The organism is Mesorhizobium sp. W067, assembly GCF_054719525.1.
In genome coordinates this window covers 1,712,134-1,724,134 of the sequence record NZ_JBTTII010000001.1, presented here as the reverse complement: position 1 = coordinate 1,724,134, position 12,001 = coordinate 1,712,134, and the positions used below count along the sequence as shown (strand labels likewise).

11 protein-coding genes are annotated in these 12,001 nt (G+C 63.9%); 7 read left to right on the top strand and 4 right to left on the bottom strand.

Features of this window, described 5'->3' with window-relative positions; translation table 11 throughout:
* Positions 1-69 precede the first annotated feature (69 nt).
* The 3 genes from ACYG97_RS08465 to tpiA all read right to left on the bottom strand — a co-directional run bounded on the left by ACYG97_RS08465 (position 70) and on the right by tpiA (position 2,845).
* A complete protein-coding gene (locus ACYG97_RS08465; protein WP_023724398.1) occupies positions 70-1,188 on the bottom strand; it encodes a L,D-transpeptidase in 1,119 nt (372 codons plus the stop codon).
* Positions 1,189-1,389: 201 nt separating this feature from the next.
* Positions 1,390-1,878, bottom strand: coding sequence for a preprotein translocase subunit SecG (secG, locus tag ACYG97_RS08460; RefSeq protein ID WP_023693455.1), 489 nt, complete (start codon positions 1,876-1,878; stop codon positions 1,390-1,392).
* A 196-nt stretch (positions 1,879-2,074) separates the two neighbouring features.
* Positions 2,075-2,845, bottom strand: a complete 771-nt coding sequence (gene tpiA, locus ACYG97_RS08455) for a triose-phosphate isomerase (RefSeq protein ID WP_023688559.1) — start codon at positions 2,843-2,845, stop codon at positions 2,075-2,077.
* 147 nt (positions 2,846-2,992) lie between these two features.
* On the opposite strand from tpiA, the gene ACYG97_RS08450 reads away from it, so the two are divergent.
* The 5 genes from ACYG97_RS08450 to ACYG97_RS08430 are packed head-to-tail and all read left to right on the top strand — an operon-like array spanning position 2,993 to position 8,437.
* The gene (locus ACYG97_RS08450) at positions 2,993-4,888 is read left to right on the top strand and encodes a peptidylprolyl isomerase (RefSeq protein ID WP_023688560.1); all 1,896 of its coding nucleotides are present in this window, start codon (positions 2,993-2,995) and stop codon (positions 4,886-4,888) included.
* 31 nt (positions 4,889-4,919) lie between these two features.
* Entirely contained in the window at positions 4,920-5,930 is a 1,011-nt protein-coding gene (gene trpD, locus ACYG97_RS08445; RefSeq protein ID WP_023706241.1) for an anthranilate phosphoribosyltransferase, read from the top strand.
* A 3-nt stretch (positions 5,931-5,933) separates the two neighbouring features.
* Complete coding sequence (gene trpC / locus ACYG97_RS08440) at positions 5,934-6,746, top strand: indole-3-glycerol phosphate synthase TrpC (protein WP_023684711.1); 813 nt, start codon at positions 5,934-5,936, stop codon at positions 6,744-6,746.
* 2 nt (positions 6,747-6,748) lie between these two features.
* Positions 6,749-7,231 (top strand): cyclic pyranopterin monophosphate synthase MoaC, encoded by a 483-nt coding sequence (gene moaC / locus ACYG97_RS08435; RefSeq protein WP_023684710.1) that lies wholly within the window; start codon positions 6,749-6,751, stop codon positions 7,229-7,231.
* Entirely contained in the window at positions 7,232-8,437 is a 1,206-nt protein-coding gene (locus ACYG97_RS08430) for a molybdopterin molybdotransferase MoeA (protein WP_023693454.1), read from the top strand.
* A gap of 45 nt (positions 8,438-8,482) precedes the next feature.
* Here ACYG97_RS08430 and ACYG97_RS08425 read toward each other — a convergent pair whose 3' ends face one another.
* Entirely contained in the window at positions 8,483-9,313 is an 831-nt protein-coding gene (locus ACYG97_RS08425) for an alpha/beta hydrolase (RefSeq protein ID WP_023734363.1), read from the bottom strand.
* A 166-nt stretch (positions 9,314-9,479) separates the two neighbouring features.
* Between ACYG97_RS08425 and ACYG97_RS08420 the strand changes: the two genes are divergently transcribed.
* Positions 9,480-11,105, top strand: coding sequence for an AMP-binding protein (locus ACYG97_RS08420; RefSeq protein WP_023734362.1), 1,626 nt, complete (start codon positions 9,480-9,482; stop codon positions 11,103-11,105).
* Positions 11,102-11,938 carry a tryptophan 2,3-dioxygenase gene (gene kynA / locus ACYG97_RS08415; protein WP_031262369.1) on the top strand — a complete coding sequence of 279 codons (837 nt, stop codon included), beginning with the start codon at positions 11,102-11,104 and terminating at the stop codon, positions 11,936-11,938. The genes ACYG97_RS08420 and kynA overlap by 4 nt, the downstream gene beginning before the upstream one ends.
* Positions 11,939-12,001 lie beyond the last annotated feature (63 nt).

Genomic DNA, 12,001 nt, shown 5'->3' with positions numbered 1-12,001 from the left:
GAGACTGGTGTTTTGGTCAAAACAAAAGGGCCGGCAAAAGCCGGCCCTTTCGGCAGGTTTGTGAAAGCGTCAGATGATGACGACCTTGGTGCCGACCCTGACGCGGCTGTAGAGGTCCATGACGTGCTCGTTGATCATGCGGAAGCAGCCATTGGAAGCGCTGGTTCCGATCGACTGCGGCGCGATGGTGCCGTGGATGCGCAGATGCGTGTCCTTCTTGCCGTCGTAGAGATAGATGGCGCGGGCGCCGAGCGGGTTCTGGCCGCCGCCGGGCATGCCGTCCTTGTACTGGCCATAATGCTTGGGTTCGCGCTTCTGCATGTCGAGCGTCGGGATCCAGCGCGGCCATTCCTGCTTGTCGCCAACGGCAACCTTGCCCTTGAACTGCAGGCCTTCGCGGCCGACCGCGATCGCATAGCGGCGGGCGGTGAAAGCCGATTCGACGAGGTAGAGGCGGCGCGCGCTGGTATCGATGACGATCGTACCCGGCTCATAGCCGCTGAATTCGACGTCCTGCGGCACGAATTCCGGCTTCACCTTGAACTGCTTCTTGGCTTGCCGCTTGGCGAGAGCCTGGTCGAGCGCGCGCGTTTCGGGGAGATAGGCAATCGACGAGGCAGAGGACGTGCCGCCGAACAGGCCGGCGAACAGTCCGCCACTCGTCGGCTTCTGGCCCGGGGCCTCGCTGCGCAATTCGCCATTGTTGCCGGTCAGCGCGATATTCATCGCTTCGGCCGGAAGCGGTTCAGCCGATTCGATCGGCTCGACCGGCGCGATCGGGTCAACCGGAGCGATGATCTTGGTGATCTTCTTGCCTGGCTTGGCGTCAGCGATCACCACCGGCTTGCCCTTGCTGGCCAGGAACGCCTGGCGCTGGGCATCGGCCCTGGCTTTCGCCGCATCGCGCATCGCCAGCTTGCGGGCCTCGAGCGCCTTGACGCGGGCGAGATCCCTGTCGGCGGCGATCTTGTCTTCGAGCTTGCTGATCTGAGCCAGATCGTCCGGGCTCGGGTTTTTCTTCTTCTTGAGAAGCTTCAGCTGCGTCGCATCGCTCTTGGCGGCGACGTTGATGACAGCGGTTTTGCCAACCGCCTGCGGTGAGGTCATTGCCGGAGTGCCGGCGAAGGCCGCGGAGCTCATGCCGAATACGGCACAAAACCCCATGAAAATGAAGCTGCGAAGCTGCATGGCGAAGATCCGATCGTTCAATGCTTGTTGCCCACGGCGTCGCCCGGCGCCCCCCAAGGGCGCAGAAAGTGCCGCCGGCAATCTATAATCGAAGTGGCGTACGGGCCTCAAGCACGGGGTGCGGTCGAATCTTCGTGATCGTGTGCCATTTGCCGCGACTGTGTTGAAACAACAACAGATCGCGGCATCCGACCCTACCGACTACTGGTTCGGAACCTGCGGCGTGACCGGCAAGGTAACGCCATTGGTAGCCGGCGGCGTAGCCGAATCGGTTGCAGGTGGCGTCGCCGGAGATGGAGCCGTCGCCGGGGCCGTGGTGGCGGGCGGCGTGGTGGCGGCGCCGTTGGCCGCGGGCGCGGCCGGTGCGGTGTTGCCCGAAGGCGGCGTCGGCGCCGTCGTGCCGGGCAACTGATTGAGCACGCCGTTGCCGCTGTCGGCCGGCACGCGGTCGAGAATGTCGATCGGTTTTTCGCCATAGCGGGCAACGATCGAGAGTGTCAGCGACGTCACGAAGAAGGCCGCGGCCAGGATCGCCGTCGCCCGCGTCAGCGCATTGGCGGCGCCACGCGCGGTCATGAAACCGGAACCGCCGCCAATGCCGAGACCACCGCCTTCGGAGCGTTGCAGCAGCACCACGCCGACAAGGGCGAGCACGACCATGAGGTGGATGACGATCAGTACGGTTTCCATATTTTATCCTGGCAAGCCCTGCCGCTCCCTGGCGATCAGGGCCGGTGATTTGGAGGCGGCTCCATACAATGCTTTAACGGCATTTCCAAGCCCGTGGCCGGAATATGGGAAGCAATGCGCCCTTTGCAACGATTTCCGCCGAACTGCTGCGTTCATAAGTCTATGACCGAACTGGTCGGCAACGAAATTCCGGGGCCTACGAGATATTCTGGTATGCCTCGGCGATGGCGAGAAAGTCGGACGCCTTCAGGCTGGCGCCGCCAACCAGCGCGCCATCGACGTTTTTGACGCCTAGCAGTTCGACAGCGTTGGACGCCTTGACCGAGCCGCCATAGAGGATGCGCATCTTGCCGGCCACGGCTGCGCCGAGCGCTTCCGCCAGTTTTTGGCGGATATGCGCGTGCGCCTCCGCCACGTCTTCGGCGGTCGGCGTCAGGCCGGTGCCGATAGCCCATACCGGCTCGTAGGCGATAACGGTGTTGGCGGGCGTTGCGCTCGGTGGCACCGAGCCGGCGACCTGGCGCGATAACACGTCGAGTGCTGTGCCCGCTTCGCGCTCGGCCTTGGTCTCGCCGATGCAGATGATGGCGACGAGCCCTGCCCGCCACGCCGCCGAGGCCTTGGCGAGGACGATGGCATCGTCCTCGCTGCGCTGTTCGCGGCACTCGGAATGGCCGACAATGACGTGGCTGGCGCCCGCATCCTTCAGCATCTCGGCTGAGACGCAGCCGGTGAAGGCGCCGCTTTCCTTGATGTGGCAGTCCTCGCCACCGGCCCGCACCGGCGTGCGCGACAGGATTTCGACGGCGCGCGACAGTAAGGTCGCCGGCACGCAGACCAATGCTTCGGTCTCTGCGTCGAGCCCGCTCATGAAGCCGTTGCCGATCATCCTGAGCTCGTTCAGCGAAGCGCTGGTGCCGTTCATTTTCCAGTTGCCGGCAACGAGCGGTCGAATTCCTGGCGTCATGGGGATCTGGTTCTCCGGGCGACATTGGGGTCTCGCCCTCCCTATCAAAATCAGGCCACAAAGCAATCGACAGTGAGCCGGAAGGGCGCTATTGCGCTTGTTTCAGACTCGGGCGCACGCAAAACTGCGCAAAAATCGGAAGTAACAATGCTTGGTATATTGAGAAGCGCGGCAGGGACCTGGGTCGCGAAAGCCCTGCTGTCGCTGCTGGTGTTGAGTTTCCTTGCCTGGGGCGTCACCACGCGGATGACGGGCGGCTTCCTGGCTGGCCATCATGCGGTGATCACCGCCGGCAGCACCACCGTGTCGATCACCGAGTACCGCCTCGCCTACGATCGCCAGATCGCCATGCTGCAGCAGCAGATCGGCCAGCGCATCAGCCGCGACCAGGCCAAGGCCTATGGCATCGACAACCAGGTGCTGGCTCAGTTGGTGTCCGGCGCCGTCCTTGACGAACAGGCGCGCAAGCTCGGGCTTGGCTTCTCCAAGGACAGGCTGGCCGAACTGACGCGGCAGGAACCCGCCTTCCAAGGCCCGAATGGCCAGTTCGACCGCCGGCTGTTCGAATCCCGGCTGCGCGAACTGGGAATGCGGCCGGAGGATTATCTGAAGAACCGGGCTCAGGTGGCGGTGCGCCAGCAGATCGTCGAAGCGGTTTCGGACGGCCTCAAGGCTCCGGACACCTTCTTCAAGGCAGTTGCGCTCTATCGGGGCGAAGACCGCACCATCGACTATCTGATCTTGCCAAAGGCGTTGGTGGAGCCCATCGAGGCGCCATCCGACAGCGTGCTTCAGGCTTATTTCGAGGCCAACAAGAAAACCTACGCGGCGCCAGAATACCGCAAATTCTCCTATGTCCGGCTCGAGCCCGAAGACATCATGGATGTCAGCGCCGTAACGGACCAGCAGGTCAGCGACGACTACAACAAGAACAAGGGCCGCTACACCACGCCGGAAATGCGCACCATCGAACAGCTGGTGTTCCCTTCCGCGGACGCCGCCAAGGCGGCATCCGATTCGCTGAAGACGGGCGCCACTTTCGACAAGATCGTCACCGCGCAGGGCAAGACCCCGGCCGACACGCTGCTCGGCACGCTCTCCAAGGATAAGATCACCGACAAGGCGGTCGCCGATGCCGCATTCGCGCTTGCCGTCAACGAAGTCAGCCCGGTCGTCCAGGGCGCGTTCGGTCCGGTGCTTTTGCGCGTCACCGAGATCAAACCGGAAACGGTGAAGCCGCTGGCGGAAGTGTCAGACCAGATCCGAAAGGATCTGGCGCTCGGCGAAGCAAGCCGCATCCTGCTCGACGTGCACGACAACTACGAAGACACCCGCGCCGCCGGCAGCACGCTGGCCGAAGCCGCCGCCAAACTGAAGCTCAAGGACGTCACCGTCGAGGCCATAGACCGCACCGGCCTCAAGCCGGACGGCACCATCATCAAGGACCTGCCGGCATCGCCGGACCTGATCAAGGCGGTGTTCGAGGCCGAGCCCAACACCGAGAATCAAGCCCTGACCACGCCTAACAACGGCTTCGTGTTCTATGAACTGACATCGATCACGCCGGCTCGCGACCGCACGCTGGACGAAGTCCGCCAGCGCGTGGTGGCGGACTGGACGACAGAGGAAACGACCAAGCGGCTGACCGCGAAAGCAGACGAACTCGACAAGCGCCTCAAGGCTGGCACCACACTCGACGTCATCGCCGGCGAACTGAAGCTTGAAAAGCAGACCAAGCGCGGCGTGAAGCGCGAGGCCGACGATGTCGATTTCGGCAAGGAGGGTGCTGCTGCGATGTTCGGGGTCGGCGAAGGCGGCACCGGGCTGATCCCCTCGCCCACCGGCGACGGCCAGATCCTGTTCAAGGTCGCCGAAGTGTTCGAGCCGGCCGGAGCCGACGCCAGCTCGGTACCCGACGATGCGCAAAAATCCTTCACGCAAGGCATGTCCGACGATCTGCTCGACCAGCTGGTGGCGCAGTTGCAGACGCAGTACGCCGTCAGCGTCGACCAGGCCGCCGTTTCCCAAGCCCTCGCCCAATGAATGGCCTTAGCCCAATGAACGTCTTGGCCCAATGAGCGCCCTGAAGACCCATATCGCCAAGGTCGCCACGGGAACCGGGCTTACCTTCGAGGAAGCGCGCGAAGCTTTCGACATCATCATGTCTGGCGACGCGACGCCGGGCCAGATCGGCGGCTTCCTGATGGCGTTGCGCGTGCGCGGGGAGACCGTGAGCGAGATTTCCGGCGCCGTCGCCACCATGCGTGCCAAGATGCTGCGCGTCGAAGCTCCTGAGGGCGCCATCGACATTGTCGGCACGGGCGGCGACAATTCGCATTCAGTCAACATCTCGACCGCTTCGGCCTTCGTCATTGCCGGCTGCGGCGTGCCGGTCGCCAAGCACGGCAATCGCGGCCTGTCGTCGCTGACGGGCGCTGCCGATGTGCTGGTCGCGCTCGGCGTCAAGATCGATATCCTGCCAGAGGTGATCGGCCGCTGCATCCAGGAGGCCGGCGTCGGCTTCATGTTCGCGCCGGCGCACCACCCTGCGATGAAGCATGTCGGCCCGACCCGCGTCGAGCTCGGCACGCGTACCATCTTCAACCTGCTCGGACCGCTGTCCAATCCGGCTGGCGTCAGCAGGCAGATGGTCGGCGTGTTCCTGCCGGAATGGATCGTGCCGGTGGCCGAGACATTGAAGGCGTTGGGCACCGAGCATGCCTGGGTGGTCCATGGGGATGGCTATGACGAAATCACCACCACCGGCGAAACGCAGGTGGCGGAACTGGCCGGCGGCGAGATCCGCCATTTCAGGCTCACCCCGGAAGCCGTCGGCCTGCAGCGCCACACCAAGGACGAGTTGCGCGGCGGCGACGCCGCCTACAATGCCACGGCGTTGCGCGACATGCTGAGAGGTGCTGCCGGGGCCTATCGCGATACGGTGCTGATGAACGCCGGCGCCGGCATGGTGGTGGCCGGCAAGGCGACGACGCTTGCCGACGGCATGGCCGCGGCCACACAGGCCATCGACAGCGGCCGGGCGCTGGGCGTGCTCGACAGGCTGGTCGAGATTTCGAACGGATGAGCCGTGGCTGACATTCTGCGCAAGATCGAGGCCTACAAGCGCGACGAGATCGCGGCGGCGAAGGCGCGGATACCGTTGGCCGAGATCAAGGCGCGAGCCAAGGATGCCGACGCACCGCGTGGCTTTCGGAGGGCGCTTGAGGCGAAGCGCAGATCGGGCAGCTTCGGCCTGATCGCCGAGATCAAAAAGGCAAGCCCATCCAAAGGCTTGATCCGTGCCGATTTCGACCCGCCCGCACTGGCGCAGGCCTATGAGAAAGGCGGTGCCGCCTGTCTTTCGGTGCTGACCGATGCGCCATCCTTCCAGGGCGCGCCGGAATTTCTCACCAATGCACGGAAGGCAGTGTCCCTGCCCGCGCTGCGCAAGGATTTCCTGTTCGACCCTTACCAGGTCTACGAGGCTCGCGCATGGGGCGCCGATGCCATCCTGATCATCATGGCCAGCGTCGATGATGCCTTGGCGAGCGAATTGGAAGCGACCGCGTTCGAACTCGGCATGGACGCGCTGATCGAGGTGCATGACGAGGCCGAGACGCAGCGCGCGGTAAAACTCTCGTCGCAGCTGATCGGCATCAACAACCGCAATCTCAGAACATTCGAGACCAGCCTCGAGACCTCGGAACGGCTGGCATCGATGGTGCCGGGCGGCCGATTGCTGGTCAGCGAGAGCGGAATTTTCACCCACGACGATTGCTTCAGGATGCAAAAGACCGGCATCAGCACCTTCCTCGTCGGCGAGAGCCTGATGCGGCAAGAGGATGTCGCTGCGGCAACGCGGCTGCTTTTGACAGGCAAGGCGAAAGCAGAGGCCATCTGAGGATGGCAGCCGCCCTCACCCATCTCGGCGCCAAGGGCGAGGCCAACATGGTCGATGTCGGCGAGAAGGCGGAGACGACGCGCACGGCGGTCGCCGAGGGCTTTGTCTCGATGCGGGCCGAAACCCTGAAGATGATCCTCGACGGCGACGCCAAGAAGGGCGATGTGCTGGGTACCGCGCGCATTGCCGGCATCATGGCTGCCAAGAAAACGCATGAGCTGATCCCACTCTGCCATCCGCTGCTTTTGACCAAGGTGTCGGTCGACATCGAACCGGACACCACGCTGCCCGGCCTCAGGGTCACCGCGCTCGCCCGCGTCACCGGCAAGACCGGGGTCGAGATGGAGGCGCTGACCGCGGCATCTGTCGCGTGCCTGACCATTTACGACATGGCCAAGGCGGTCGACCGCGCCATGGTGATTTCCGGTATAAAGCTGGTGGAAAAGACCGGCGGCAAGTCCGGCGACTACAAGGCGGGTTCGTAAATGGCGCTGGTTCCGGTCGCCGAGGCGCTTCAACGCCTACTCGACGGCGCTGTGGCGTTGCCCGGTGAAAGCGTCGCGCTGGCGGATTCGGCCGGCCGGGTGCTGGCGGAGCCGGTCGTGGCGCTGCGTACCCAGCCGCCTTTCAATGCATCTGCCATGGACGGCTATGCCGCACGGGCGCGGGATGTGGCGACCCTCCCGGCGAGGCTTTCGGTGATCGGCAAGGCGCCTGCAGGGCGAGGCTTTGACGGCGCTGTAGGTAAGGCGGAAGCTGTGCGCATCTTCACCGGCGCGCCGCTGCCGGAAGGCGCAGACACCATCGTCATCCAGGAGAATGTCCGCGATCTCGGCGGTGGCCGGATCGAGGTCACCGAACCGACGGCGAAGAACCGTAACATCCGCCGCCTTGGACTGGATTTTGCCCAAGGCGACGTGCTGCTGGAGAAAGGCCGCGTGCTCGATCCGGCTGCATTGTCGCTGGCGGCGTCGGCCAATCATCCCCGGTTGAACGTGGTGCAACGGCCGCTGGTCGCCATCATCGCCACCGGCGACGAATTGCTGCCACCGGGTAGCGAACCTGGCCCCGACCAGATCATCTCGTCCAACGCCTATGGCGTCGCTGCTGTGGCGCAGTCGGTCGGCGCTCGCGCGCTCGATCTCGGTATAGCGGCCGATCGCAAGGAAGCGATCGCGGCGCTGGTGAAAAAGGCGGTCGATGCGAAAGCCGACGTCATCGTCACGCTCGGCGGCGCCTCGGTCGGCGACCATGATCTCGTCCATGACGTGCTGACCGGCGAAGGCATGAACCTCGACTTCTGGAAGCTCGCCATGCGCCCGGGCAAGCCGCTGATGTTCGGGCGGCTGGGCGATATCAGGTGCATCGGCCTGCCCGGCAATCCGGTGGCGAGCCTGGTCTGCTCGCAATTGTTCCTGAAGCCGTTATTGGCGCAGCTCGGCGGCCGTCCCCACCGGCAGGACATCCGCCAGGCTCAGCTTGGCGCCGCGATGCCGGCCAATGATCTAAGGCAAGACTATGTGCGCGCCGTGGTCCGGGAAGAAGCCGGCGCATTGGTGGCGACGCCGTTCGGCATCCAGGATTCCTCGATGCTGAGAATGCTGGCCGACGCCACCGGCCTGATCGTGCGCGAGCCCTTCGCTCCGGCGGCAGAAGCAGGCGCTGCTTGCAGCGTTCTGATGTTGCGCTGAAGGTCGCGGATCCAAGCCGTTAATTCCAAGAGATAAGACTGGTTGTTACTCCGCCAGCAATGTCCGCGTCAGCGGATGTGTCGGATCGGCAAGCCCGTCGACGATGCTGAAATGATGCCGGTCCGGCTCGACCACTGTGCTGGTCGTGGCGCCGAGGCCGATCCAGATGTTGGCAAGCAGCGCATTCTGGCGCAGGAACTCCGCCCGCTCGCCGCCGCCGGCCCAGCAGGTGATGCGCGCGCCCTGCATGGGGCGCAGCAGAACCGGGCTTTCGGCCAGTGCTTCCGCTTCATCGATGGCCAGTGTCGCGTTCATCCCCGTCCGCATGATCGGCCGCAGATCATGAACCCCGGAGATCGAGACGACATTGCGTATGCGGCCGGCCACATCGGCGGCCAGAGGCGTCGTTGTCGTCACCATCCTGGAGGCGAGATGGCCGCCGGCGGAATGCCCGGTCAGGATCACCGGCCCGCCGACCATCGTCGCCGCCTTGCCGATCGCCGCCGCGATTTCCCTGACGATGCCGGAAATGCGTATGTCGGGACAAAGCGTGTAAGTCGGCATTGCCACGGCAAAGCCATTGGCAACCGCGCCGTTGGCCAGATGCGACCATGGCTTGTTGTCGAACGCCTTCCAGTAACCGCCATGGATGAAGACGACGAGCCCTTTGGGCATGACATCGGGAAGGAACAGATCGAGCCTGTTGCGCGGGCTGTCGCCATAGGCGATGTCGAGCTTGGCCCGACCGGACGCCGACATTGTGTCGCGAAAAGCCTGTGCCGGTGTGTCCCACGCGGCCGGCCAGCGATTGCTGCCGGCAATGTTGTCGCCGTTGGCGTAGGCATTGTCCCAATCGTCAACACGATGTTCGAGCATCTGCATCCCTCCCGGATGGCTTCAGTTCAGTCGGCAGGAATGGCCGCCGAACAGGGCGGCGTCAATGCTGCGATCTAAAAACATTTTAGGCTTGAAACAAATTTCGACTGGTGCGATCCTGCGCCTTGTTCAGCCATGGGCGCGAGGCAGACAGGGGCAGCCGAAAATGCTTGGGCCATCAGCGCATATCGACACATTCACGCGCGACAACCTGCCGCCGCCGGAGCAATGGCCGGAGTTTTTGCTCGACGGCTTCGACTATCCCGACCACATAAATGCCGGCGTCGAATTGACCGACAGGCTGGTCGAAAAAGGGTTCGGCGACCACACCGCGCTGATCGGCAATGGCCGCCGCCGCACCTACAAGGAACTGTCCGACTGGACCAACAGGCTCGCCCATGCCCTGGTCGAGAATTATGGCGTCAAGCCGGGCAACCGGGTGCTGATCCGCTCGGCCAACAACCCGGCCATGGTCGCCTGCTGGCTGGCCGCCACCAAGGTTGGCGCGGTGGTCGTCAACACCATGCCGATGCTGCGCGCCGGCGAACTCGCCAAGATCGTCGACAAGGCGGAAATCACGGTTGCGCTTTGCGATACAAGGCTGATGGACGAGATGACCGCCTGCGCCAAGGGCAGTGCGTATCTCAAGCAGGTCATTGGCTTCGACGGCACGGCCAACCATGACGCGGAACTCGACCGCGCCGCCCTCGACAAGCCGGTCACCTTCACTGCCGTCAACACCGGCCGCGACGATGTCGCCCTGCTCGGCTTCACCTCCGGCACCACCGGCGTGCCGAAGGCGACGATGCATTTCCACCGCGACCTGCTGATCATCGCCGACGCCTATGCCCGCGAAATCCTGGAGGTGACGCCCGACGACATCTTCGTCGGCTCCCCGCCCCTTGCCTTTACCTTCGGTCTTGGCGGGCTCGCCATCTTCCCGCTGCGCTTCGGCGCCGCGGCGACGCTGCTGGAACAGGCGACGCCACCCAACATGATCCACATCATCGAGACCTACAAAGCGACCATTTCCTTCACCGCTCCAACCGCCTATCGGGCCATGCTCAAGGCCATGGATCAAGGCGCTGACTTGTCCTCGCTGCGCGTCGCGGTTTCGGCGGGCGAGACGCTGCCGGCGCCTGTCTTCGAGGAATGGACTGAGAAGACCGGCAAGCCGATCCTCGATGGGATCGGCGCCACCGAGATGCTGCATATCTTCATCTCCAACCGCTTCGACGACATGAAGCCGGCCTCCACCGGCAAACCCGTCGGCGGCTATCAGGCACGCATCGTCGATGACGAGATGCGGGAGTTGCCGCGCGGCTCTACTGGCCGGCTGGCGGTGCGCGGCCCGACCGGCTGCCGCTACATGGCCAATGCCAGGCAAAAGGACTATGTCCGCGACGGCTGGAATCTCACCGGCGATACGTTCACGCAGGACGAGGATGGCTTCTTCCACTTCGCCGCGCGTTCCGACGACATGATCGTCAGCGCCGGCTACAACATCGCCGGCCCCGAGGTCGAAGCGGCGCTGCTCTCGCATCCCGACGTCGCCGAATGCGCGGTGACCGGCGCCGAGGACGGTGAACGCGGCCAGATCGTCGAGGCGCATATCGTGCTTGTGCAAGGTGTTTCGCCGGACGCATTGACCGTCAAACGCCTGCAGGACCACGTCAAGGCAACGATCGCGCCCTACAAATATCCGCGTTCGGTGAAGTTCATCGACGCCCTGCCCAAAACCCAGACCGGCAAGATCCAGCGCTTCCGGTTGCGCGCGGAGAAGATCAATTGATTAAGCCGAACGATCCAGCGTCCGATGGCGCGCAGATGTCGTTCAAGGAGCGGATGTCCTACAGCGACTATCTGCAGCTGGACAAGGTGCTCGATGCGCAGGCGCCGCTGTCTTCTGCCCATGACGAGATGCTGTTCATCATCCAGCATCAGACATCCGAATTGTGGATGAAACTGGCCCTCCACGAGATCGGCGCCGCGATCCGCTCGATCCGCGCCGACCGCCTCGAACCGAGCTTTAAGATGCTGTCTCGCGTCGCGCGCATCTTCGAGCAGCTCAACAATGCCTGGGACGTGCTGCGCACGATGACGCCAAGCGAATACACCGAGTTTCGCGACGCGCTCGGCCAATCCTCGGGCTTCCAGTCCTGGCAATACCGCGCCATCGAGTTCATGGCCGGCAACCGCAACCTTGCCATGCTCGGGCCGCACAAGCACCGGCCCGACCTTACGGACAGGCTGGAAGCCATCCTGGCCACGCCGTCGCTCTATGATGAGGCGCTTCTGCTTTTGGCGCGCAATGGCTTCGACATCGGCGCCGACGCCAGTCGCACGGACTGGCGCGAGACGCGCGTCGAGAACGAAGAAGTGCTGGCTGCCTGGCAAACCGTCTACCGCGACCCGCAGCGCTACTGGATGCTCTACGAACTGGCCGAGAAGCTGGTCGACTTCGAGGATTATTTCCGCCGCTGGCGCTTCAACCACGTCACCACGGTCGAGCGCATCATCGGCTTGAAGCGCGGCACGGGCGGCACCTCAGGCGCCTCCTATCTGAAGAAGATGCTGGAGGTCGTGCTGTTTCCGGAGCTCTGGACGGTCCGCACCCGGCTCTAGACCATTTCACCGTTTAACGTAAACGGCGAAATGCTCTAGCTCTTTGATTGACGCAATTTCGGA

Excerpts from the sequence above, each read along its gene's own strand:
- ACYG97_RS08465 (WP_023724398.1), bottom strand. The coding sequence starts at position 1,188 with ATGCAGCTTCGCAGCTTCATTTTCATGGGGTTTTGTGCCGTATTCGGC.
- secG (WP_023693455.1), bottom strand. The coding sequence starts at position 1,878 with ATGGAAACCGTACTGATCGTCATCCACCTCATGGTCGTGCTCGCCCTT.
- tpiA (WP_023688559.1), bottom strand. The coding sequence starts at position 2,845 with ATGACGCCAGGAATTCGACCGCTCGTTGCCGGCAACTGGAAAATGAAC.
- ACYG97_RS08450 (WP_023688560.1), top strand. The coding sequence starts at position 2,993 with ATGCTTGGTATATTGAGAAGCGCGGCAGGGACCTGGGTCGCGAAAGCC.
- trpD (WP_023706241.1), top strand. The coding sequence starts at position 4,920 with ATGAGCGCCCTGAAGACCCATATCGCCAAGGTCGCCACGGGAACCGGG.
- moaC (WP_023684710.1), top strand. The coding sequence starts at position 6,749 with ATGGCAGCCGCCCTCACCCATCTCGGCGCCAAGGGCGAGGCCAACATG.
- ACYG97_RS08430 (WP_023693454.1), top strand. The coding sequence starts at position 7,232 with ATGGCGCTGGTTCCGGTCGCCGAGGCGCTTCAACGCCTACTCGACGGC.
- ACYG97_RS08425 (WP_023734363.1), bottom strand. The coding sequence starts at position 9,313 with ATGCTCGAACATCGTGTTGACGATTGGGACAATGCCTACGCCAACGGC.
- ACYG97_RS08420 (WP_023734362.1), top strand. The coding sequence starts at position 9,480 with ATGCTTGGGCCATCAGCGCATATCGACACATTCACGCGCGACAACCTG.